Origin of the sequence: Rhizobium leguminosarum (genome assembly GCF_010668065.1) — a bacterium.
Classification (GTDB): Bacteria; Pseudomonadota; Alphaproteobacteria; order Rhizobiales; family Rhizobiaceae; genus Rhizobium; species Rhizobium leguminosarum_S.
Window position 1 is genome coordinate 91165 of sequence record NZ_WUEN01000014.1, and the last position, 24486, is coordinate 115650.

General features: G+C 56.2%; 16 protein-coding genes and 5 pseudogenes. 12 read left to right on the forward strand and 9 right to left on the reverse strand.

Features of this window, described 5'->3' with window-relative positions; translation table 11 throughout:
• Nucleotides 1–123 precede the first annotated feature (123 nt).
• The 8 genes and pseudogenes from GR198_RS29260 (at nt 124) to GR198_RS29295 (ending at nt 7601) form a co-directional block, all read left to right on the forward strand.
• Nucleotides 124–1749 carry a hypothetical protein gene (locus GR198_RS29260; protein WP_164070026.1) on the forward strand — a complete coding sequence of 542 codons (1626 nt, stop codon included), beginning with the start codon at nt 124–126 and terminating at the stop codon, nt 1747–1749.
• Between the two features lie 151 nt (nt 1750–1900).
• Nucleotides 1901–2203: a hypothetical protein gene (locus GR198_RS29265; protein ID WP_164070028.1), complete on the forward strand. Its 303-nt coding sequence runs from the start codon at nt 1901–1903 to the stop codon at nt 2201–2203.
• Nucleotides 2204–2298: 95 nt separating this feature from the next.
• A pseudogene (locus GR198_RS29270) lies at nt 2299–2457 on the forward strand (IS3 family transposase); the annotation flags it as partial.
• Nucleotide 2458: 1 nt separating this feature from the next.
• Nucleotides 2459–2681 (forward strand): annotated as a pseudogene (locus GR198_RS29275) (LysR family transcriptional regulator); the annotation flags it as partial.
• Between the two features lie 406 nt (nt 2682–3087).
• On the forward strand, nt 3088–3801 hold the full coding sequence (locus GR198_RS29280) for a hypothetical protein (RefSeq protein WP_164070030.1): 714 nt from the start codon (nt 3088–3090) through the stop codon (nt 3799–3801).
• A gap of 38 nt (nt 3802–3839) precedes the next feature.
• Entirely contained in the window at nt 3840–5438 is a 1599-nt protein-coding gene (locus tag GR198_RS29285; protein WP_164070032.1) for a S8 family peptidase, read from the forward strand.
• A 121-nt stretch (nt 5439–5559) separates the two neighbouring features.
• Nucleotides 5560–6375, forward strand: a complete 816-nt coding sequence (locus GR198_RS29290) for a hypothetical protein (protein WP_164070034.1) — start codon at nt 5560–5562, stop codon at nt 6373–6375.
• Nucleotides 6376–6629: 254 nt separating this feature from the next.
• The gene (locus tag GR198_RS29295; protein WP_164070035.1) at nt 6630–7601 is read left to right on the forward strand and encodes a hypothetical protein; all 972 of its coding nucleotides are present in this window, start codon (nt 6630–6632) and stop codon (nt 7599–7601) included.
• Nucleotides 7602–8061: 460 nt separating this feature from the next.
• Here GR198_RS29295 and GR198_RS36395 read toward each other — a convergent pair.
• From GR198_RS36395 to GR198_RS29325, 6 genes and pseudogenes are all read right to left on the reverse strand, one after another.
• Nucleotides 8062–8172, reverse strand: a pseudogene (locus tag GR198_RS36395) (IS110 family transposase); the annotation flags it as partial.
• Between the two features lie 87 nt (nt 8173–8259).
• Nucleotides 8260–8485: pseudogene (locus GR198_RS29305) on the reverse strand (transposase domain-containing protein); the annotation flags it as partial.
• Between the two features lie 75 nt (nt 8486–8560).
• Nucleotides 8561–8770, reverse strand: coding sequence for an IS66 family insertion sequence element accessory protein TnpB (tnpB, locus tag GR198_RS36175; protein ID WP_164070037.1), 210 nt, complete (start codon nt 8768–8770; stop codon nt 8561–8563).
• Between the two features lie 94 nt (nt 8771–8864).
• Complete coding sequence (tnpA, locus tag GR198_RS29315; RefSeq protein ID WP_164070039.1) at nt 8865–9176, reverse strand: IS66-like element accessory protein TnpA; 312 nt, start codon at nt 9174–9176, stop codon at nt 8865–8867.
• Between the two features lie 280 nt (nt 9177–9456).
• Complete coding sequence (locus tag GR198_RS29320; RefSeq protein WP_164070040.1) at nt 9457–10716, reverse strand: hypothetical protein; 1260 nt, start codon at nt 10714–10716, stop codon at nt 9457–9459.
• A gap of 5 nt (nt 10717–10721) precedes the next feature.
• Nucleotides 10722–11903, reverse strand: a complete 1182-nt coding sequence (locus GR198_RS29325) for a hypothetical protein (RefSeq protein WP_164070042.1) — start codon at nt 11901–11903, stop codon at nt 10722–10724.
• A gap of 197 nt (nt 11904–12100) precedes the next feature.
• Here GR198_RS29325 and GR198_RS35995 point away from each other — a divergent pair.
• Nucleotides 12101–12984: pseudogene (locus GR198_RS35995) on the forward strand (IS3 family transposase); the annotation flags it as partial.
• Nucleotides 12985–13156: 172 nt separating this feature from the next.
• On the opposite strand, the gene GR198_RS29335 reads toward GR198_RS35995, so the two are convergent.
• From GR198_RS29335 to GR198_RS29345, 3 genes are read right to left on the reverse strand one after another with little or no spacing between them, the layout of a single operon-like run.
• The gene (locus GR198_RS29335; RefSeq protein WP_164070044.1) at nt 13157–15436 is read right to left on the reverse strand and encodes a hypothetical protein; all 2280 of its coding nucleotides are present in this window, start codon (nt 15434–15436) and stop codon (nt 13157–13159) included.
• Between the two features lie 36 nt (nt 15437–15472).
• The gene (locus GR198_RS29340; protein ID WP_164070045.1) at nt 15473–17350 is read right to left on the reverse strand and encodes a GH25 family lysozyme; all 1878 of its coding nucleotides are present in this window, start codon (nt 17348–17350) and stop codon (nt 15473–15475) included.
• A gap of 34 nt (nt 17351–17384) precedes the next feature.
• Complete coding sequence (locus tag GR198_RS29345) at nt 17385–18338, reverse strand: glycoside hydrolase family 25 protein (protein ID WP_164070047.1); 954 nt, start codon at nt 18336–18338, stop codon at nt 17385–17387.
• 697 nt (nt 18339–19035) lie between these two features.
• On the opposite strand from GR198_RS29345, the gene GR198_RS29350 reads away from it, so the two are divergent.
• Genes GR198_RS29350 through GR198_RS29360 form a run of 3 tightly spaced genes read left to right on the forward strand, consistent with a single transcriptional unit; the run spans nt 19036 to nt 24474 of the window.
• On the forward strand, nt 19036–19788 hold the full coding sequence (locus tag GR198_RS29350) for an ImuA family protein (RefSeq protein WP_164070049.1): 753 nt from the start codon (nt 19036–19038) through the stop codon (nt 19786–19788).
• Entirely contained in the window at nt 19709–21220 is a 1512-nt protein-coding gene (locus GR198_RS29355; RefSeq protein WP_164070050.1) for a Y-family DNA polymerase, read from the forward strand. The genes GR198_RS29350 and GR198_RS29355 overlap by 80 nt, the downstream gene beginning before the upstream one ends.
• Nucleotides 21217–24474, forward strand: a complete 3258-nt coding sequence (locus GR198_RS29360) for an error-prone DNA polymerase (RefSeq protein ID WP_164070051.1) — start codon at nt 21217–21219, stop codon at nt 24472–24474. The genes GR198_RS29355 and GR198_RS29360 overlap by 4 nt, the downstream gene beginning before the upstream one ends.
• The last annotated feature ends 12 nt before the right edge of the window (nt 24475–24486 follow it).

Sequence of the window (24486 nt, forward strand, 5' to 3'; positions counted from 1 at the left end):
GCATCTCCCACATTTTTATCGCTTGTAACCGTTTGTTATATATATGCTTTTTCGAACAGTCGAAAATGGCGAGCAGAGTGTGAAGTATTGTTATAAATTGCGCAGTGTGACATATTCCGATTTATGAGCAACCAGATCGAAGATTGGCTTGAGAGTGACGGTCCCTGTCTGTCGACTGTGCTGACCCAACGCCTGATGGAACAAGGCGTTTCGGCCGAGGCGGCCCGGCAGCGGGTTTCTCGTGGCGGGAAGAAGGTTCGCCGTCTTTCCGGTCTGGTTTTTCCGAAGAACGCGCGCTTCCTCTACCATGACTCAGACTACAAAAAAGAACGCTATTGGCGGGCCTTGCTGCGGGACATTGGAAAGGCGAGTCCCGCGTATGGTCCAGCGATCGGCGCAATCCTGTCACGCGGTGGTGTGGTCCCGTTGGCACATTTTGACATCGTGAGTGGTTCACCAATCCTGCAGAAGGGGCAAGTTGCCAGCTCAACCGTTCTTGCCAGGCTTGAGGCGGTGAAGTTCCTGACGCGGATTCAGGTGGATGGGGTCGGGGAATGCATCGCGATCGACGCTAACGGCCATTTCGGTTTACCCGATACCAGCAATATGCGTGCCAGGCTGATTACCGAAAATGTTCTCCTTTGTGCGGTGGGTGACTGGGCCCGCCGCCTTGGCATAGCAAGCTTCGATAAAATCGAACTGCGGGGAGAGGGGGCTCTCCCGCGGTACGGCACCTTCAACTGGGATTTATGCGGGCCATCTTATCTGAGACACCTGCTGCGCCGCAACGATGCCGGCGCCGTCATTCCCGGATTCCTTGTCTGCGATGCTGTCGCTGGCGGCGATGTCGACGAACTGGCGATGGCGGCTTTTGTTCGGAAATGTAAGCTGAGCGCCGGTCTACCCAAGATGCCACACATGTTTCCCGTGTCGATTGCCGATCGTTATACCCGGGAAGCCCAGCGTTTAGGTAAGGCCAACGGTATTGTCATGGCGACGCCACGCACGTTGTTCGGCACGGAAGTGGCGATAGGCCTGGCGACATTGCTGACCACGCTTTCCAAGGCTGCGGCAGTGGCGGTTTCAAAGCCTGAAGTCATCGAGGAGCTATTTAACAGGCTGGGAGGAATCGAAGGCGCTGCCAAGAATCTTCGCGGCGCCCTCTTCGAGATGATCGTTGGCCACGCCGTACAAGCGATAAGTGGCGGTTCAATCGACATAGGCAAACGCCTGCACGTCGCGAGCGGCCAAGAGGTTTTTAAAGCTGAGCTGGACGTGTTTCGGGTCCTTGGCAACAAGGTCACGGTCTACGAATGCAAAGGCTACCAGCCAAGTCAGACCGTGACCCTTGGGGAGGTAGAGGCCTGGATAACCGAAAAGGTTCCGGGAATCTACAAGTGGCTAACGGCGGACCAATTTCACAACCATCAGATTCACTTCGAGTTCTGGACGTCTGGCAACTTCTCACCTGAGGCTCAACAGTTACTCGAAAGAGCATCCGCTGCGACGAGGAAGTATGGCGTCTCTTTCAAAGACGGTCCGGCGGTTCGGAAATACGTGGCAGATCTACCGACACCAGGGTTGATCAAAGTCCTTGATGAGCACTATTTCAATCACCCACTAGCTCGGTTTGATCGTCGTTATGACGGATCGACCCGCTTGGCCGAGCTGGAGCTGGAATTGGACCCACGCCCCAGCGTTAACGGTTTCGCGATGGGATCGACGGGTCTTGGAGATATACCTTTGTAGGTCACTGCGGTTTTACTTTTGCTGCGCATCCAGTTCTGGCGCGGGTTCGTGCCTGGCCGCAGGTCAAATGATATCGTTGTTTGGTTCACGTGCGTCCCAAATTCGGCCTCGGGACAATTTCGCCTATCCCGTAAAAGAAGCACTCTTGCGAATGTCTGGGAGGAACTGGGCGCATATCGCCGGCCTCACATCGGCGTCATGGCGCGCGCGCTTTGATCGGCAGATCTCGTCCAGCGCAGAAGTGGAGTTTGGAGGCGAGTTCCCGATGTTGGAAATCGCAGACCTTGTGCGCAGGAACGCACAGCATGCTAGTGTCGAATTGATCCGGCTCGTCAACCGAGCTGATCGCTCGCGCTACGAAGATCCCGACCTTTCACTCATGACCGATGCTGAGCTGGCATTATTCATTCATATTGATGGAGAACACCGCAAGCTCTCCTCGCGGGCAGGCTAGCACGCTAAAAACTAAGCCGAGCGTCGGCCGCTATTGTTAACGGAAGATCCGTGGCTTAGCCAACTTCATCGGCATAGTCTCTGGCTTGGGATAAGATGGCGCATCTGATGAGCCAACATGCGATGAGCGAACGTCGGGCGTGTAAAGCCAGCGGCTTTTGCCGAATGACGATCCGTTATGAAGCCAGGCGCAGCGACGACCTTGGCCTTCGCGAGCGAATGAAGGCGCTGGCCCGTGAACGCCGTCGCTTTGGCTAGCCGCGACGAAACCTATTCGCTGATGTCACTGGTTTCGGCAGGCCTTGGCCTTGGCTTTGCGCCCGAATGGACCGAGGGCCTGCCAAACCGGGCCGTCGAGCTGAAGGCGGGGCATCGACTTTCGGATCGGGCTAGGGGGTTGCCTGGAACAAGGAGGACCCGACCGCCTCGCGCGACGATTGGTCGATATCGCAAGGTCGCTGGCGAGACCGGCTAGGTGAGGGGAGGTCCAAAGCTGGATGGAAAGTCAGAGATCATCCGGGAAGCCGCGGGCGCAATCATCTTGGGACACAGGCGAGCTTCATCGGAAATCGGCACTTGATGTCCTTATTTGAAGCGCGCCAGAATTGTATCTGCAAAGCACGAGATAGTTTCCAAATTGACAGCGTCGTTGACGCCGCCCCCGTAGTTGCCGCACTTCGGCTCTCTGCTTCATCGTTGTTTCAGCAAAGCAATCACTTTCAATATTCAAATAGATCTCTCAACACAAAGTTGTATCGGATTGATGTTCCAGACGTTACATCCCCAGTTCCTCAATAAATGCAATTTCCGCGCTAGTTAATAATCGTTGTAAAGTATAGTTTAACGTGTATCCTGCTGCCTTGGGTTCAACGACAGGGGGCAATCATGAGCATTCTTGATCAATACCCGGAAATCGACAATTTCATTGATAAAACGGATTCTTACAGCCTTTCGACCAATGAGATAAACTCCGGCGGACGAAAGTATCTCATCGTTACGCAGGTCGGCGAGGTGGATTCCGGCCAGTTGTTGTTCGAAATGACCGATCAGGGTTTGGTTTTAAAAGAGTCCGATAACGCGGTCATCGTCGGTCCAAGAATCGACACGTTCTCACCGGCTTCAGCGCTCCGCTGCGAGGTAAGTGATCCAGGTGATATCAACGCCGTGCACAACAAGTCCATGGAGTCCGTCGACCGATTTTCTTCGGCAACAGGACCAGACGGCGGGAACCTCGCCTGCGTTTGGGCAGTGAGGCATATCGCGAAGAACGCCCTCGGTCGTTGGATCACGCGCACCGACGGCACTGCGGTTTTTGACCCGGAACTACGGCGATGCTTTGGCTCGAGCATTAGGGAACGTGACGTTCCTGCCGGCGGGATTATCATATCGCCGACTGAGGGGTCGAACATTGGTCACGTGGGTATTCTTGGTCCCCCCACCGGTGACGACAGCAGGCTAATTTACTCGAACTCAAGCGCAGCGGCGCTCTGGAAGCAGAACTTTAATTTGAAGAAGTGGGTGGCCCGCTATCACGACATGAAGGGGCTCAAGGTCCACTTCTATCCGGTCCCTGTCTATGTGGATGGTGGCTCGGCCTGATTTTCACGGGCCAAAGGCGTTAAGGTATGGAGGGGAAAATGATTGCGTCTCGCTTGAGTGGGGCATTCGTCATCACATTGACGACGGCACAGATGATGGCGCCTGTAAATGCAAGCGCGCAGGATGCACTTTTGAAAGCGACAACGCTTCCAAGTCAGGCGACAAACGATCTCATTCGTAGCCTGCCTGAAGTGGGTGCCAAGGCTTGGGCGTCCGAGAAGCCCGTGTTCCGCGATCTTGTGGTGGACCAGAATAACTTGAACGCTGCTGGAAAGCAGAAGCTTGAAACGTCTGATGGTGAGCAAAAGACAGTACCGTTCGTCGTACCGAATTCCATGATCATCAAGTTCGACTCCGACGTCACACCCGCTCAAGTTGATGACTACCTGAAGTCTAACAATCTTCCGGTCATTCAAAAATTCGAAAATATCGGCGCGGTCCAGGTTAAAACCGATATTTCAAAATATTTTCAGAGTGAGATTACGGACAAGAACGCGAACGAGTCCATTCTTAGAGGCATGAATCAGGCAATCGACAGTTTCAAGAAGGACCCGCGCGTCCTCAGCGCGACGCCAGACGTTTTTCTATCAGACAAAGCGGCATCGGAGGAAGACGTCGACGCCCGGAATATGATCGAGCCCGATGTAATTACCGGTACATCGGGTGCGGCGTTAGCGCCAACGATCGACTGGGGTGTCCAGGATATCGAGGCAGACAAGCTCTGGTCTATGCCTGGTGCCAATGATGGGACCATATTCGGCGTGATGGATGTCGGATTTTCGCGGCATGAAGATCTCTCGTTCATTAACTTTCCGGACACCGATGCGGACAATCACGGCAACCATGTTGCGGGAATTGCGTGTGGACTACACAATTCGAAAGGCATTGAAGGCGTCCTGCCCAATTGCTTTGTCCGGGCGCGCTCGGGCGACGTCTTCTTCCAGTCCGGAGCCCAGACGCCCGAATTGCGCTTTGTCATTCTCTTTAGCCAGATACTCGCTACCCTCAACAACTTCGTCGCTGGCGAAGACGACGTTTCCACCTACAACGTCAGTCTGGGGTATAATTGGCGGAGCAACTTTGGAATCAATCCCGATCTCCCTGAATCCGGCGCATGGCGTTCGCTCGTGGAATCCCAAGGCGTGATCCTGGTGTCCATCCTGGAGGCAGCCAACAAAGACGGAAAAGTAATTTTTTCCGCTGCCGGCAACGACAGCAAAAAAGGTGAAACACCGATCAGCTCGAAGTATGCAAGCCCGTTCAACTGGGCGGCATTGGCAGCCCGAGACGAAGGCATAGAAAACGGAGTTATAGTCGCCGCACACGACACCGCCGGTAAGCGCGCAAACTTTTCGAATGTCGATGCAGACATTTCCTGCCCCGGTGTCGACGTGATCAGTTCGCTGGCCTTCGACGGACAGAGCAACCCTTCAAACTCCTCCTATGGAAAGATGAGCGGGACATCCATGGCCTCACCATATTGTGCTTCCGCTCATGTCCTGTTCCGCCTGATCCGGCCCGAGTACACCGGTGTGGAGGCAGTGAAATGCATGATTTCATCAGGGGTCTCCGGAGACGCCGCTGCACCGATGCTAAAGCTGACAAAAGCGTTGGCAAAATGCCCACCTAAAAGCTGATCGTCGTCTCTTGAATAAGGAGCTGGGAACAGAATGAACGCGCGTCTGATTCCTGATGACATCAAGCTCGAGAAACGAAGCGACAGTCTCGTTTTCGAAGTAAAGAGAAGTGACGGTACCGATGACCGAAGCCGAGTATCAGGCCATTCGGCAGCCTTATCCACCATTTCCGAGCCCGTCCCCTTCCGTTGATCACGAACTACAAGCGCGTCTGACGCGACCTTACAAGATTTGTGCTGAAGGGGACTCTTGGGTTAATATCCTTTGGCCAATCTCGGAGGTCAAAGGTTTCAACGAGAGTTTCGTCGATATCATCGAGGGTGACCGTCGTTGCTTCGTGAACAACATTGGATGGCCGGGCGATGAGTTCTCGGACATCGTCGCGAAGGAGCAATATAAGGCTCCAATACAGAGCGGGATTTTCGGTTTCTTCATACTCTCCGGCGGAGGTAACGATTTTCTCGGCGGGCGAAGCTTGGCGCGTTTCGTAAAGCCATTTTCGGCAGGCAGCGGTGCCGGCGATCCCTGGGCGTATGTTCGCAAGGATAATCTGAAGGTAATTTTTACTGAAGTTGCTGCTGGTTATCAGCGGATCATCGACAACGTCCAGGCATGGAGCGGAAACACTCAAATTCTGCTACACGGCTATGACCATGCCATACCTCGCCCCGGTGGCCGGTGGATGGGTTCGCCGTTCAGCGCGCTCGGCTATGACGCGAGCGATCCAATCGCAGCCGCAATCATCCGCGTTGTCGTTGACGAGTTTTACGGACTCCTGGCGGATTTTGAACGTCGGGAAAGCGGCGTCCATCTGATCAATGCCAGGGGATGCTGCACCGGGCATTGGCATGACGAGCTCCATCCTGACAAAATTGCAGCGATCAAAATCGCGCGAAAGTACCTCGCAAAGATGGAGGAACTCGCACCGGTTGCTTAAGGTCGCCGCATCTCAGGCATCAGCTTAGGCTGTGCCAAAAAGTTGGGAAGGGTTCAATAAGCAGCGCCTTGATTTTGCGAACCAAGGATGCGTGGAATGCCATGGACGCGCGGAAAAAGCGCACCGATGGGCCAGGCCACTGGCTGAAATGTCTGGCGGGCTTGTTCATCGTGCGCCAGCAAACAGGCCGGGCGGATGCGGTCAATTTGTAATTAAACCATGTCGATTGATCACAAACCTTCGGGATATTAGGTATGTCTAATCAGCAATTTTGTCGTGCGGCGTTGCTTTCCCTCTTCATGCTGTCGTCGGACTTAAATGCCAATCCTGGCGACTGCGGATTTCAACCAAGCTTCACGCGACCTGACGAAGGTGGATCAAGGGTTGTGCAAGTCTATCGCGGGAATGCTGTCTTCCAACTCAGCGGCATCCGGCCACTTCTCTTCGTCACTTCATTGAAGGTCAACACTGACGGGACGAAGATATCATACCACGTTGATGATACGACTGGACGACGCTGCGCCTCCGATCCGTCCGCTACCCCGTGTGCCATCAACAATATCCGGAACGCCTACAATAACTCCGACAGGCCCGTCTCGGATTTCGTCGCAGTCCGCGATTCCGGGTTCCCTCTTAATAATACTTGGCAGGTTCTCAGCCCGGATATTATCGAAAAGAATACGGTGACCAAGAAGCCCTGCATAACGCCGGATGGCTATCTTGTGTCGATGACCGCTGATGTGGCGGTCGCGGGTGGCTGGAATCGGGTGGGTGACTGCGATCAGTCGAAGTGGATTGACGCCTTGTCCGCTCCCGCCATCGTCCTCCCAAAACAAACTAGCTCCGCGCCATCCGAATTTGCCGACAACGGCTTAGTCAAGCGCAGCCTCGTCGTCGGCTTCTCGCGGAGCACGACGAAGAGAACAGTTTTTGGGATTGTGGGCGATTACGGTCCTGTTAAGGAAATTGGCGAAGCCAACATTGCAATGAATCGCAAGCTCAATGGAATGGCTGACAATGATCAACCGCGGCACCGTCAGGACGCTATAAACCGTTTTCAGGCGGGACGGACAGCCCTTCTGCTCTTCCCCGGTAATGCTCTCATTCTGGATAGGCCGATAACGGGAGCGCGGATTGCAGAAGCGGGTGAAAGTGCTTTGGCGCGTTTTGGGGGCTCCGAGAAAGTCTACAAATGTATCCGCGACGAGATCGACCCGAACTTCTGAACAGCGACTATGGCCATGGCGCCACCCCGCAGGCAACACTTGGAGCGCAGGCGCAGGCCGATAAACGGCAACAACATGCCGTTGGATGTTCAAGAGGCAGGAAGAGGCGCTGAAGCAGGTCGCCGCCTCCAGTTGCAAGCCAACAGCGGAGATGGAAAAGCTGCGCGCCGCTCGTTTGTCGAGACGCCTACATAGTTGCGGCGGCCGCGATAACGGCGACACTGCATTGGCCTGTAATACATGGTGTCGAGCCGCCTTCGCGATAACGGGTGGACATATATGGGAAATGGTCTAAGGCATCGGTCTATCCGACGTCCGGTGTACTCCGCTGGTTTCCTTCTCAGACTGAGTTGCGAATATCTAAGAAAATGCGGGCATAACCCAAATTCGGGACGTCGATAGTTGCCGTTGAATTCGAAGATATCCATCTATTCAGGCACCGACACCTGCCCCGGGCGATATACAGATTGACGCGCATCATCTGAGCGGTGCCGCGCGCATCGTTGCGATCCGTCTTGTTAGCTTGCGCCTTCAGGAATGCCTTTACATGGCGGGTCTCAATCACCGAGACATCAAGGTCAATAATGCGCCTCATGCTGCGCCTCCTTTCCTGATGCTTGTAGTTGTTTGAACGTAAGCATCCGGTGAAGGCCGCAGGTTAGGCTGCTTGAGCGTTCAGTCCGTGTGGCTGCCAATTCCACGGAAGCAATTGCTCCAGCTTACTGATTGGCGTGTCGGCGATGCGGGCCAGGACGTCAGCAAGCCAAGCCTGCGGATCGATGTCGTTGAGCTTGGCACTCATGATCAGCGTCGCCATGAAGGCAGCGATCAGCGCCGCGATTCGATCCGGCGAAGTGAGATAAAGGCCAAGAATGGCGACGCAGATCACCAATCCAATCAAAGGGAATATAACCTTCATCACCGCGAGTTCTCGCGTCACCTTTGGATCGTAAGTTTGTCTAAGCATCACAACCCAATCCTACATTGAGCGCAACTACGGAGGGTTGGTTCGATCTTTGCAATGGATGAACGTTCTGGGCTGTGTGATGCGGACATCGCTTACGCTTCAGCGTCTCCTGCACCATCAGCGACAGACCGGGGAAGCCTTTGCGCATGTCCGTGTGACCGGTCGCCAGCCAGACCTTCACACCACTCGGAACCGGGATCATCTCCGCCCCAGCACGACATCGAGAATGCGGCCAAGCACGTCCGTGTCGATGTCGCTGTCTACGCGGATACGACGGTCCTGACCGAGTTCAATCGTCACATCGCTGCACTTCCGGCAGGACTGCGATGGGGCGGGTGGCCCGAGGGAATAGGCGAGGCTGGAAGCGCGGCCTCGGACACGACCACCGGCACCAACGTGCTCGCTGTTTCCGTCCTCGGCTCCTCGATTTGGCAAAGCTCCTTGCGCCAACGGAAGAGCTGGCTGACATGGATACCGGCCGATCGCGCAATCTCGGAAAGCACCGCACCTGGCTCGAAACAGGCTGCAACGAGCCGCTCTTTATCTTCGTGAGACCAGCGCCGTCGGCGCTCGACAGACGTGATCACTTCAATCTGATGCTTCGTCATAGGACTACTCCTAGTGTTTGCACTAGGACTTCCGATGTTCGTCTCAACCTCGCAAGACGGCCCTCACCGGGCGCTTACGTTTGAACACACCACGTTCTATCATCAGCTCGAAGCGCAGCACACCCCGCATCACCGTAGAAGATGAGGCGATTCGAATACTCCATCTCCGGAATGAAATGTCAGCCATCTCTCGGGAGGGGCAACTTTGGCTCTGAGCAGAAATCAGACACCCACACCAATTCAAGCCGAGAAGCGAATGTAGCGAAGACGACGTCCCGCCTCAGTACTTCATACGGAGATCTTCAAGGCGCATACCCATCGGGAGCAATATCCACTCCCTATAGTATACGCTCCCTTCTAACGGGAAGTCCTCGATAAGAATTTGTTGTTCGCCCAACTTTTTCTGAAGCTCCTGGCGTGTGTTGAGCTCGTGAACTCCCTCTGCAATCTCAACAGAACGGGTACTCTTGTCCCAGACCGCAGTACACCCCATTGACCAAAACTCGTCCCCATACGCAAATCCCGAGGCCATCCCAAGCCTATTGCTCTCGGGAGAGCGTTTCAGTCGAAAGAGCCTCCCATCAGAACTTTCCCTTATTGAGGTGAGGCTCTCGGACCCTTCCTCTGCAATCTCGATCCAGTAATCACGCACGAGCGGCACTGAACCGTCTTGCTCCAAGCGATAGCGATCTGCGAACGTCTGGCCGTCAAAACTAGCGGAAGGCTCTGAGATCGCAGCAATCTGAGCCGGAGTCAGGTCTTGCTCTTCCTCATGCGCACGCCAATAAAATGCGTCGAAAACGATGTCGCGCACGCTGATGTCGTAGTAGGGGAAAAGCTCTAGCTTCAATTTAATATAGTTAACACAGGCGTTATAAAGGCCTTCACGCTCTGGTACATCTCCTAGAGCGTATCCTTCGAGGTCAATTTCCCAACGCAGAATGTCTGCCACAAACTCGATGTCAAAGGTTTCATCTCGACCAGTTTCCAATGCGATCAGAAATAGGTCAGAAGGAAGCGCAACTCCCAGCACCTGTCTTAAGGCACGGATGGCTTTGACACCGTCATCAAACTTGCCAAGATCGAGGTCGTTGTACGGGGAATGGAATCCTAAGTGGGCGCCAGGTTGGATCGTTCGGCTGGGGAGGAGACGTTGGGTTATTCCATCATTATTAAAATAGGAGCCTGCAAGAAACATAAAAGCGCAAGCAGAAACGCAATCACGGTCTGCCAAAACCCAGGTCTGCACGCCGTTCGTACGGATGGTACGCGCCATATTGATGCCTTCGAAGTAGTCCCCCCCTTCGCTGTCCAATTGGAGATTAATGGTTTTCAGCATCGCGTACGGATTTTCGGGGTCATTCCGAATTGGCGAAATCAAAGCATGCAGCTTTTCGTTGTCGCCTTTTACAATTCGACCAGACAGGCTTATTTCGGCTACGTTTTGATCGTCACGCAGAAGCTTAACCTCGGCGCAAGGTGCAGCGCGAGCAGAGGTGATTGCAATCATTCCCGCGGCAATTAATTCGATGAGACGCATTTACTTCACCTAAGCAATAGATTCGCCATCGTGAAAACCCTGGCGCGCAGGCGATGCCCATAGCCTGCCCCCCCGAGATTGTTACCAAAGAACAGGAGTGAGCCGGCTTTGGTGCCGTTTATCGTATCAGGATCTGTGCTCAGCCAATATCCATTGTCTTCGCGGTGTCTCCAGACCCCGTAAGTTAAGACCTCGCACGCGGGATCCTTGAAGGCAGTATCCCACTCCACATTGCTGCTGATTGTTAGGGCTCGATCGGCTGATATCCCATCCCAGCGTTTTTTGAGGTCACGTATCGTCGGAGAAACTCCATTGTAGTGCTGAATGTATTCAGCCAGAGGGTGGTAATTTGCTCTCCACGTTGTTTGTATAAGTCCCCTACCTCTGAATTTGTAGAAGTCGCACTCCAAAATGATGCCAGTCTCTTCGGGAGAGGTTGATACTGGATATGTAGCCCGTGGATAAAGCTTACCGTCCCAGACGCGGTCCTGTGTTCCGCTAAGCTGAGCTGCATATTTAAGTTCCGAAAATTGCCGTCTGAACGACGCATCATTGAACAACTGAAAACATGTCCTATTCGGTGCTTCGTTATATGATTTCTTGCTCCACTTTCCGAATTCAGGCGAGTCGACGATTAACCGGTCAAATAAATAAGTTATTCCAGGCTGTGTCTTGTGTTTTACTGAGTTGATTTTTTCCGACCTAAAAGTCAGGTTCCCATCCACTTCATTGATAAAAACTGACATGTAGGTAAGAAAGTCCAACAAGCTCAAAGACCCCCGGTGCGTCGGAAATAAGTCCCAGAATTTTTTGAAGTTTGCCGGCGCATCAGCGTGGCTTATGTTCTTTGTCTCCCAATATTTTGTCCCAGATACAGTCGAATTAAACCAAGCGATGAAATTGATACCAGTTTTTTGCGTTATAATAGCGTCAATTTCATCGGCGCTCCCGATCGGCGTCGTGCAAAGCTCGTTCAAGTATTTTGCTGGAATCTTCGGCGAGACAAAATCCGACACCACGATACCGTCGTCGATCCGCTGCCAGGCTAGACCGAAGTCGGCGCGCTGTAGGACTTTGGGAACTTCAATCAGATCCAGATCTTCATCTTCTACAACGTCTTGTGCGAAACCGAACTGAGTAGTCCAAGGGAGCAACGCAATTGCCCGCAGGATCGATCGTCTATGCATCTTTTTGGCCTCCCGGTGTTTCGCAAATTCCTAGCTATGGTCGTTTGAAGATATAGCACCATTCAGTTAGAGAGTATCGTAGTCATTAGCGAGTAAAGTGGCGACTATACTAACCTTGAGGTGCCCCCAATAATTTAGGCCATTTGGAACTGGAATTTTCCACTTATGATCCCTGATGGGAAGAAGAGGAGAATTCGATGAAGGCCTCGAAGTTTTCGGAAGCGCAGATCGCATTCGTGCTGAAGCAAGCGGAAGATGGAACGCCGATCGGCGAAGTCTGCCGCAAGGCGGGAATTTCGGACGCGACGTTTTACAACTGGCGCAAAAAATACGCTGGGCTGATGCCGTCGGAGATGAAGCGGCTGCGGCAGCTCGAAGAGGAGAATGCCAAGCTGAAGCGGATTGTCGCCGACCTGTCACTGGACAAGGCCATGCTTCAGGACGTGCTGTCAAAAAAGCTCTGAGGCCTGCTCGCAAGCGCAAGCTTGTCGACACGGTCAAGGTGGACTGGAAGGTCTCGATCCGGCGTGCATGTTCCGTTTTGAAGATCGATCGGTCGCTGTATGTCTACAAGTCCAGGCGCGGCGAGCAGGCCGAGTTGAAGCTGAAGATCAGGGACATCTGCCAGACGCCAGTGCGTTACGGTTATCGTCGCGTTCATGTCCTGCTCAAGCGCGACGGGTGGCCCGTCAATCCGAAGCGAATCTATCGGCTTTACAAGGAGATGGACCTCTAGCTCCGCAACAAGGTTCCGAAGCGACGGGTCAAGGCGAAGCTTCGCGCCGATCGCACGGAACCGACCCATTCCAACCATGTCTGGGCGATGGACTTCGTTCATGACCAGTTGGCCACCGGTCGCAAGATCAGGGTGCTGACGGTAGTCGACACTTTTTCGCGCTTCTCGCCGGCAGTCGACGCTCGCTTCAGCTACAAAGGCGAAGACGTGGTTCAAACCCTTGAGAGAATATGCAGGGAAGTTGGATATCCAGCCTCCATACGAGTCGATAATTGCAGCGAATTCATCTCGCGCGACCTAGACCTCTGGGTAGCTTTTGATCAAATCTCTAACGAACTCGCGAGGCAATCTCTCTCGTTGCATTGTGTCATCTTTTGTCGGACTCCACCCGCGCGCTTTGAGGACACCTCGACGATTTTCGGTGACAGTGATTTATGCTCTTGTGACATTCAATCATCCTCCCAACCAAAATCCTTTCCACGCGGGGTGCCGTGCTGTGGGGCTCGCAGCGCGATCCCTATTCACTTAAAGGCGCTGCAAGGCCGCTGATGAACAGCAGCTTGCGTGCCCGCTCAACGATCGCGTCGGCCATATGGGCGTGCCCTTCGGCACTTGGATGCATGGGACCACCCAGCGCGCGTTGCGCCTGGTATATGCCGATGTCGTCATCCACAGCTGGAGCGCCAGCGGTCGATCCCTTGAAGTAGAACGATAACAGATAGGCGTCGTTAAACGTCCGAACCCATCTCTTCCTGCTTTCGTAGGGGTAGAAATCCTTTGTGGGTTCGAATGCGAGCCAGGGTGAGTTGGGCGCTGCTCGGCCACGATGCGGGATGTCCATGCTTTCGATGAAACGGTTGGTGCTCGTGACACCTGAGTAAGAGTCGCAAAAGCTGTGGCCGACAAATTTTGAAACGTGTTCCTCGACATACGACCACCCATAGCGTTCCGCGATTGACCGGATCTTGCCGTTGAGCGCCGCGACAATCCCGTCAGCAGATTTGGGCGTCACCCTGTTGGGCCCTTCGCCCTCGACGGTTGCAAAGAATGTCGAGACGTTCATTCCGCGATTGCCAGGGCCGCAGAACCCGTTTTGGGTCTTGGTCAGTCTTGGGTAGGCTGTGATCACGACGCGCGACGGAGTGCTCATTTCGAACTTCTTTATGATCGCAGTGTTCAACATCAGGAAACGTCTGTCCAGAAAGTCCATTCGCGCGTTCGCTTCGTCCAAGGTAATGGCGCCAGCTTCCTGCTGGTACTTGCGAATGGCGCGTTCGGTGATGATGGGTAGGCTTGCCGATGCCACACCGGAATTGATCACAGCTTTCGAGACCAGGGGGCCGAACCCGATGTCGTTACCGCCGATACTCACCAGCATGAGATCGATCGGACGGTTAAGCCCGGCTGTGCGAAGGACCGCATTGCGGCGGATTTCCGAGCGCCCTGGCCAACTGGCACAGGTATAGTTGGTCTTTCGAAGCGCCGGCAATCCCGCGGTCGCGCCCAGAACTTCCATCCTCTTAATATAGCGTTTGTAGTACAGGTCCTCACTTTCGAGGCCGAGGGAAAATTGTGAATATCGCGCGGCGCTGGCGCTGAGCGCTTCTATGACCCCGCTAATTTGAGGTTGGTGGAGGCGCTCGCGGGCCGGAGAATTGTCCGTGCACTCCCGATGGTCTTGCGGCCAGAAGATACCGTCCGTGATTTCCGCTCCGGAGCACGCGTAGGATACGAACGTAATCGCGTGATGCCGCTGGCCTTCAAGCGAAAGCGCAATAGCTGCCCTAGCCTGTGCTGAGTAAATCGAACGGTGGCATTGATCGTCAAGCCACTGGGCTCGGGAATTGCTCGTGATGTAATCGCTGTTCCGCTCTCGTGTTGGGATGATCGATTGTCCGTCGGGAACATTGTCGCTCGTGCCGGAAAGACGGACGTAAGGGGAGGTTCCGCGTCTCTTATCAAGGACCGCTGGCAACTCGGGATTTCCCTCACCAGACGCGAAGGAATCGCCGATCCCAACGACTAGCAGGTCGGTAACGGAGATTTCTTCGGTCAACGCCTGTTCGGGTGCCGCAGGGAACGTCACTTCGATGGGATAGGATGTTCCGAAGCGGGTCCTAAGGAAAAGGGGGACTTCGCAATTGGGACTCGAGATCGCCCAGCTTTCCGGTCCCCGGTAAAGGGGACTCGGTACAAAGCCGTACCCCGCCTCCGCAGTCTTCCTTATGGCGTAGCGACAGGCACCCGCATAGGGCCGCCAACCGTTGGTGGTCTTTTCCTCGATCCGAAGCTGCACCGTGTGCCGCTTCGGCATGACATAGTCGTCGTTGTTAACTTCCCCAATTTGCCCGATATCACTGACGCATCCCTTATAGGTCTTTCGGTCAGGGTCCCAGCATGTGCCTCCGGCGGGGGACCCGCGCGCTTCGTTTCGCAACATCGAAGCCCATCCCAATCGTGGATCGAACTCGATGTAGGGTCGCTTCAACTCATTGAGCTCTTCTCGTCGCAACTGCCGAAATCTCTCAAGTCTCGTCATCCCGGCGATCTCGGATAGACCAGTCCACCAGGCGGTGCTGTTTAGCCGTGACTCCATCTTGGACACGATGTCCTCGGTTGAGCCGCCTGACGCGTTTACCGCATCGGCGAACGCCCATTCATGGATGTGTGCGTCAGAATGAAAGCGAAAGAAGCGGAAGGGCTGGACTACCTCCCAGCCGAGTCTGAGCTCGGCGGACCAAGATATAGTTGCCGATAAAAGGAGGAAGAGAAAACCAATGCTCGTTCTTGAGTACATGTTCGGTCTCTCTACCACCTCCGATCAGCGAAGGCATCAACGGGGTTGCTTCTCCGAGGCAGCGCGCAATGCGAGGTTTGGGCTGCCATCGACGAACCGTTGAAACTGCTCTTTGCTGCCAAAGAAGGCATTCACATCGGTGTTGTTGATGCCTGCGAATTCCGTATTCCCCGCGTATTGCCAAAACGTCCATGGATTGGTGCCGGACAGCTGCGGCCCATATGCTTCTGGGGTACCGTCCTTCGTCCAATCCTGGAGCCAAAGCGCATAGTCGTTGAATTCATTGCCCAGGAGTTCCCTTACTCCCTGTTCGTGCGCAAATATCATCGGGGGTTTCTTGTAGTGCAGGGCGACTCTTTCGAGCAGCTGATGAAGCATTTCTCTTGTGCTTTTGATGTCTCTGCAGGATTTTTGACTTCTGGCCGCGGGGCCGTCCTCGAACCATTCCAGATCGATGACTACAGGCATCGCATCTGTCTCAGCTGGCACGACGGTTGCGATGTTCTTGAACTGAGATTCTGCGTCCTTGCAGAAGTTCACGACGTGGTACGCGCCGCGAGCGATTTTCATATCACGTGCGCCGTTCCAGTTTTCCTTGAACCGTTTGTCGACAAACGTAGCCCCTTCGGTGGCTTTCGTGAATGCGAAGTCGACATTGGCCGCTTTGATTTTCTCCCAGTTCAGTTGCCCACTATGGTGGCTAATATCGATGCCGATGATCTCGTAGGCGTCGGGCGCGCTGAAAACTTTGATGTCCGGATGGTCCTGGAGAGCGCTGCCGGTACTCTGGGTCGCGAGACTGACCTCAATGGGTGCGTCGCCCGCGACTGGTATATCGCCGGAGTCGAGCTTAACGCCGCGGGCTTTCGGGACGAGGAAAAAGAAGGCGCCATCGCTGCCGCTGTAGAGGTTGCCCGAACGTATCTGCGGGAAGGACTTGCCTGTGCGCGGATTGATGGATTGATCTAGCCTACCTGAAATGTACGCAGTGATCGGACCCAGGCGCGCGATGCCGCCGCCGACGATCTGGCGTCTCCCGTCTTCGAAGGAAACCAGACCGGCATAGATCGGGTCGGCCCACCCGGTGTTTATCCCATCGATGAAGCTGTCAAAGAACAGGCTTCCATGTTTCTCGCCGAGTCCATAGGCCAGGTCGTCAGCAGTGGTGCTGGAAACCGCATGAGCACCGCGAGCCCGGGGGAAAACGTTATTGGTTCCGAAGGTACCGTCTACGTTGGGAAAAATGCCGCCGGAATAGCAGGAGCCGATCAGGGCGAGGAAGTGGTAGCTCTCTTTTGCGACGTTTGCCAGCAATGGGGCGAGCTCGTTGAGCTGCATTATTTGGGCGGCGTCGGTTCCATGGCGTGCCTGTGAAAGCACTATCGCTCCTGGGTCGGAAGGTGTGGCTCCGGGGGAACCATGTCCAGAAAACGCGAAAACGATCCGGCTCCGTTTATCGCGGGCCCGAGAAATACCCTTCAGGTAGTCCCGAAGGAAGTATTCTATGTTGCCGCGCGTGGCATTGTCATTCTCCAACACGATGATCTCTTCGAACTTCTGCTCCTTGAAGAAGGTCACCAGATTCGCAAGATCATTCTTGGCAGGTGCGAGATACCGATCGTCTTTGTTCAAGAAATTGGGATACGTGTTTACGTCGACGATCAGGGCGTAGCTGCGCACCGGGAGGGCAGTGCCGCTTTCGGGAACAATGCGCGACGCGATGTTCTCATCTACCGGGATTTTGCCCTCATCGACATAATGCACAACGAACTTGCACATATCGTCGTTCGTCAAGTCAGGGCCGTTCTCGCACGCGAAGGAGGAGGTCGCGAAAGACAGCGAGCCCGAGAAGACCAGTGCGAAAAGCAAACACCACGAGCCAGCTTTTGCGGTGTCAATGACGGCCTCGTTCATCGCTCACCTCCCCAGTTAGAAACTTACCTCTTCATCATTGCGAGATCCCAAAATCCGCCTCAAAGGTATCAGTCGTGCCGTAGTAGATGTTTCCGTCTATCCCGCGATTGTATCCGGTCGCCATGAGCGCGTTGTCTGTGAACTGCCACAGCTTTTGCTCCTTGCCATTGATGATCGCGGGCTTTTCAGCGGCTTTGTGCGAAGTCGAATAATCGGCAATCCAGACGTGATAGCCATCAAAGCGGGCGAGCGCTTTCTCGTCCTTTATCCGTTCGCGCCACCAACTGCGGGCAGTGTAGAGGATCGGCTTGCGACCGGTCCGATCTTCAACGATCTTGAGCCACTTGAGCGTCTTGGTCAGGATGGCGTCCGGGTCTTGGCCGCGCCATTGATCGGGATTGGTCGATGTTCGATCCCATTCGAGATCGAGACAGGGAGGCAGATCGCCGGGTTTCAGTCCCCCATGGAGCGTGATGTAGTCCACAAAACTGTTGGCCTGATCCTCGGCGCTACCGTTGGCCGATAAGAAGTGATAGGCGCCCCGATAGAGCCGGCTTGTTTCCTCGAGAGCGGCGATGTCGCTCCAATATGTGCCGAACTTCCCATCCTTGAACCGCACGCCCTGGGTGGCCTTCATGTAGACAAAGCTGATATGCTGCAGCCGCAAGTTCTTGAAGCTCACCTTTCCGTTGTGATGGCTGATATCGACGCCAAATAGGGTCTTGTCCCTAGGCTTATTCAGCACTTTGTCGAACTTGGCATCGTCCGGGAACCAGAATTCCTTCGGGATATTCAGCGAGATCGTCGGATCGGTTTCGAGTTTTTCGTTCTCGGCGAGCCGGGCAGGAATGATCTCGTCCTCGAACAGAGTGGCCCTTGACGTGTCGTCGGTGAGCTCTCGCCAGCTCGCTTCCGTGAGGTCTTCGGCTCCGCTTGATACCGGGAAAATCGTGAGCACGAATATGCATGCCAAGGTCATGGTTTTCATGATTAGCCTCGCAAAGATCCGCAATGTGGTAGGAGATTGGCCCCTCGGTCCTAACCTTGGATCTCGCCGCCCTCTACACTACTTGTACTTGAGTGCGAGCAACTATTCAATATTAGATATTTGTGAATCCGTGAAAAGTCCCTGTCAAGGCAGCGTCTTCAAACGCCGTTTTGTGATCTCAGGATCGCGTTGGCGTTAAAGGCTATCGTTGCTGAAGCCGTCAATCTGGCGACCGCAACAGATAGGCCTGACCACCGACCGCACCGCGACCAAATGCACGCCGAAACGCGTTCCGACTCTGCATCAAAGATGGGAGCGCCCGAAAACCCGTTGCCGGTGTCGCACGCGTGATCGAAGATGTCTTCTGTCGGAGCGCCTATGACTTTGCAATCGTTTGGCCCCAAACAGAAAGGGCGGAGGGAACGCCTCCGCGGAAATAGATGGCTCCGAGACGCTGACCTTCTTTGGGGTGAATGTAGGAAGGGGCAGGGGGTAGATAGATCCAGGGTCTGCGGGGCGACGCAACTGCAGGAAGACATAAGACGCTCTCTCAGCTACTTTGAACTCCCTCTTCAGGATAATATTCCCGTCCTCCGGTTGCTTGACTCAACCGCTGTTCGGGAACATATAGAGAACATCCGCATTTTGATCGACATGATGTCGACCGCCAACACGACCTTGAAGGGAGCCGTGAACGATGACTGCTGCCCGTGAACGGGTGATTTCCGATTTGCGCGAGCGCATTGCCTCGCTGGAGGGCGTGTCAGCCAGAAAGGCTGGCTGTCTGTCCTTCGGCGTATCGGAAATCGACGCAGTCCTGCCGGGAGGTGGTCTGGCCTATGGCGCCCTGCACGAATTTGCCGGCGGCGGGTCGGGCACGGTGGATGGTGCAGCGGCAGCCCTGTGTGCGGCGGGCATCGCAGCACGCACCAAAGGCCCGATCGTCTGGTGCCTGACGCGCCCCGATCTCTTCTTTCCGGCGCTCGCCCAGGTCGGCCTCCATCCCGACCGGGTGATCTTTGTCGAATCCGACAGGGAGGAGGACGTTTTGGCAAATATGGAGGAGGGGCTGTCCTTCGGCGGGCTCGGCGCCGTCGTCGGTGAACTCGTTCGCCTGCCTATGGTCAGCTCGCGCCGGCTGCAGCTGGCGGCCGAGCGCACGGGCACGATGGCGCTTGCCGTCCGACGTTGGCGTCGGCAGACGGAGGCGAATGATTTCGGGCAGCCGACGGCGTCGATCACCCGATGGCGGGTGAGCGTCATGCCGTCGGAGGAATTGCCTGTGCCGGGTGTCGGAAGGGCCCAATGGTTGCTGGAGTTGATGCGCGTGAAAGCGGGTGAATGTGCTGAGTTTCTCGTGAGGGCGTGCGATGACAAGGGTTGTCTCGATCTATCTTCCGGATTTGCCGACGGATCGCATTCGTCGCGCCGATCCCTCTATTCCGCCTGAACAGGCGATCGCCGTGATCGCCAGGAGCGGCTCGAAACGCTGGGTGTCGGCCGCCGACGCGGCCGCTCGAAAGGCCGGCGTGCATGTCGGCATGCCGGCGGCCAAAGCACAGGCGTTGTTCCGCGGCCTGATGCTGGTCGACGCGGATCCTGCAAAGGATGCCGCAGCACTCGAACGCATTACGCTCTGGGCGCTAGCGCTCTATTCGCCGATCGTCGCGGTCGATGGGATCGACGGGATCGTCATGGATACCGAGGGTGCCGACCACCTGCAGGGCGGCGAGCTTTCCATGGTGACGAAGATCGCCAATCAGTTCCTGGCAAAAAAACTCACGCCCCGTGTCGCCATCGCCGACACCTGGGGTGCGGCCCACGCCTGTGCCCGTGCCATCAGCCGCGAAACGGTCATCGTGCCCTCAGGTGAGACCGTCCGTGCCGTCGAAAAATTGCCGATATCGTTGCTGCGCCTTCCTGGGAAAGTCGTCAGCGATCTGCGCACGCTTGGATTCCAGACAATCGGAGAACTCGCCAATACCCCACGCGCGCCGCTGACGCTCCGTTTCGGCCCGGAGATCGGCCGGCGGCTCGACCAGATGTTCGGCCGCGCCTGCGAACCGATCGATCCGATCCGCACCGCCGAGCTCGTCGAGGTCTCCAGAGCCTTCGCCGAGCCGATCGGTGCTGCCGAAACGATTGACAAATATGTCGGCCGGCTGGTGGTGCAACTGATCGAAGAGCTGCAAAGGCGCGGCCTTGGTGTTCGGCGTGCCGACCTGATCGTCGAAAAGGTTGACGGTACGCGGCAGGCAATCCGCGCCGGCACGGTGAAGCCGGTGCGCGACGTCGCCTGGCTGACGAAGCTGTTTCGCGACCGGACGGAAAAGATCGAACCCGGCTTCGGGATCGAAAAGCTCAACCTGGTTGCGGTGATGGCCGAGCCGCTGGAGGAGCGCCAGAAATTCTCCTCGCTGGTCGAGGAGGAAGTGAAGGACGTCACACCGTTGATCGATATCTACGGCAACCGCGGCCAGCGTGTGTATCGGGTGGCACCCGTTGCCTCCGATGTGCCCGAGCGCTCCGTCCATCGGATCAGTCCTGCTGCCGATCCGGTCGAGGTCACCTGGGTCAGCCATTGGCGCCGGCCGGTTCGGTTGCTGGCCCATCCCGAACTGATCGAGGCCATCGCATTGCTGCCGGACCGGCCGCCGGTCTCGATCACCTGGCGCGGCAAGCGCCGGAAGGTCAAGCGGGCCGACGGTCCGGAACGGATCTTTGGCGAGTGGTGGCGGCGCGACGCCGAGATGGAGGCGGTGCGAGATTATTTCGTCATCGAAGACGAGGCCGGCGAGCGTCTGTGGGTGTTTCGCTCCGGTGACGGAATCGATCCTGAAACCGGAAGCCATCGCTGGTTCATGCACGGGATCTTTGCATGAGTTATGCCGAGCTGCAGGTCACGACCCATTTTTCCTTCCTGCGCGGCGCAAGCTCGGCGCAGGAACTGTTCGAGACCGCCAAGGCTCTCGGTATCGAGGCGCTTGGCGTTGTCGACCGCAATTCGCTGGCCGGAATCGTTAGGGCGCTTGAAGCATCGCGCGCCACGGGCTTACGCCTCGTTGTCGGTTGCCGGCTCGATCTCGCAGACGGCATGTCGTTGCTGGTCTACCCGAGCGACCGGGCTGCCTATTCCCGGCTGACCCGCCTCATTACCCTCGGAAAGTCGCGCGGCGGCAAGAACAACTGCATCCTGCACTGGGACGATGTCATTGCCTACGCCGACGGCATGATCGGCATCCTGGTGCCGGATCTGCCGGATGACGTCTGCGCGATCCAGCTGCGCAAGATGGCCGATCTGTTTGGCGATCGCGCCTATGTGTCTCTTTGTCTGCGGCGCCGGCAGAACGATCAGTTGCGGCTGCATGAGATTTCCAATCTTGCGGCGCGGTTCAAGGTGCGGACGGTCGTCACCAATGATGTCCTCTTCCATGAGCCAGGCCGTCGGCAGTTGCAGGACATCGTCACCTGCATCCGGACCCGCACCACGATCGACGAGGTGGGCTTCGAGCGCGAGCGCCACGCCGACCGCTATCTGAAGCCGCCGGAAGAAATGGAGCGTCTGTTTCCGCGATATCCTGAGGCTTTGGCACGAATTATGGAGATTGTCCGTCGCTGCACTTTCTCGCTCGAGGAGCTTACCTACCAATATCCGGAGGAGGCAATCGTACCGGGCAAGGATGCCCAGGCATCGCTGGAGCATTATGTCTGGCAATGCGTGCCCGATCGCTATCCCGAAGGTCTGCCGCCCGATGTGTTGAAGGTCGTGCGGCACGAGCTCGATCTCATCCGCACCATGAAATACGCCCCGTATTTTCTGACTGTCTTCTCGATCGTGCGTTATGCGCGGTCTCAAGGCATTCTTTGCCAGGGGAGGGGTTCTGCCGCCAACAGCGCCGTCTGCTACATTCTCGGCATTACCAGTATCGATCCCTCGACAAACGATCTTCTGTTCGAACGCTTCGTCAGCCAGGAGCGCGATGAGCCGCCGGATATCGATGTGGATTTCGAGCACGAGCGGCGCGAAGAGGTGATCCAGTGGATTTATCGAACCTATACCAGAGAAAAGGCAGCGCTCTGCGCCACCGTAACCCGCTACCGCGCGCGCGGCGCGATCCGCGATGTCGGCAAGGCGCTTGGGCTTCCGGAGGACGTGATCAAGGCGCTGTCGTCCGGCATGTGGTCCTGGTCGGAGGAGGTCTGCGATCGCAATGTCCGCGAGCTCAATCTCAATCCAGACGACCGGCGTCTTGTGCTGACTTTGAAGCTTGCGCAGCAATTGATGGGCGCGCCACGGCATCTCGGCCAGCATCCGGGCGGGTTCGTCCTCACCTATGATCGGCTCGACGATCTCGTGCCGATCGAACCGGCGACGATGAAGGACCGTCAGATCATCGAATGGGACAAGGACGACGTCGAAGCCCTGAAATTCATGAAGGTGGACATCCTGGCGCTTGGGATGCTGACCTGCATGGCCAAGGCCTTCGATCTGATCCGCGAGCACAAGGGCCGCGATCTCGACCTGTCTGACATCGAGCAGGAGGATCCTGCGACCTATGCGATGATCCGCAAGGCCGATACGCTCGGCACGTTCCAGATCGAAAGCCGCGCCCAGATGGCGATGCTGCCGCGGCTCAAGCCTCGGACATTTTATGATCTTGTGGTGCAGGTGGCGATCGTCCGGCCCGGTCCGATCCAGGGGGACATGGTGCATCCCTATCTACGTCGGCGCGAAGGCAAGGAGGCGGTGGAATATCCGACGCCAGAACTGGAAGCGGTGCTCGGCAAGACGCTCGGCGTGCCGCTGTTTCAAGAGTCGGCGATGCGGGTGGCGATGGTCTGTGCCGGCTTTACCGGCGGCGAGGCGGACCAACTCCGCAAGTCAATGGCGACCTTCAAGTTCACCGGCGGCGTCTCGCGGTTCAAGGACAAACTCGTATCGGGCATGGTGAGGAACGGCTACACTCAGGAATTCGCCGAGAAGACTTTCTCCCAGCTCGAAGGCTTTGGCTCCTATGGTTTTCCGGAGAGCCATGCGGCCTCGTTCGCGCTGATCGCCTATGCGTCGAGCTACATCAAATGCCATTATCCGGAAGCCTTCTGCGCTGCTCTGATCAATTCGCAGCCCATGGGTTTTTACGCGCCGGCGCAGATCGTCGGCGACGCGAGAGCCCACGATGTCGAAGTGCGGCCGGTCTGCATCAACCGGTCCCGTTGGGACTGCACGCTGGAGCGGATCGGCAATTCTGGCCGCCACGCTGTGCGGCTCGGCTTCCGGCAGGTGAAGGGATTGGCGATCGCTGACGCCGCGCGCATCGTCGCGGCACGCATGAACACGGCCTTTGGCTCGGTTGATGACATGTGGCGGCGATCCGGCGTGCCATCGGAAGCGCTCGTCCAGCTTGCCAAGGCCGATGCCTTTCTGCCGTCGCTGAAGCTCGAACGCCGCGACGCGCTCTGGGCGATCAAGGCGCTGCGCGATGAACCACTGCCGCTGTTTGCCGCCGCGGCCGAACGGGAGATGGCTGCAATCGCCGAGCAGCAGGAGCCGGAGGTGGCACTTCGGCAGATGACGGACGGGCATAACGTCATTGAGGACTACAGCCATACCGGGCTGACATTGCGGCAGCATCCGATCGCCTTCCTGCGCAAGGATTTATCAGAGCGCAATATCATCACCTGTGCCGAGGCGATGAATTCGAGGGACGGGCAATGGGTCTACACCGCCGGCCTTGTCCTGGTGCGGCAAAAGCCTGGATCGGCCAAGGGTGTCATGTTCATCACCATCGAGGACGAGACCGGGCCGGCTAACCTCGTCGTCTGGCCGACACTGTTTGAAAAACGCCGGCGGGTCGTTCTTGGTTCATCGATGATGGCGATCAATGGCCGGATTCAGCGGGAAGGGGAGGTCGTGCATCTTGTCGCTCAACAGCTGTTCGACCTGTCGGGCGATCTGACCGGCCTTGCAGATCGCGATGAGGAGTTCAAACTGCCGCCAGGACGCGGCGATGAGTTCGCCAGAGGCGGAGGGCCTGATCCACGGGACAAGCCGAAGCCGGTTATAGCCGCGCGCGACATGTTCGTACCTGATCTTCATATCGATACGCTGAAGGTGAAGAGCAGGAATTTTCACTAAGAAATCTAGCTG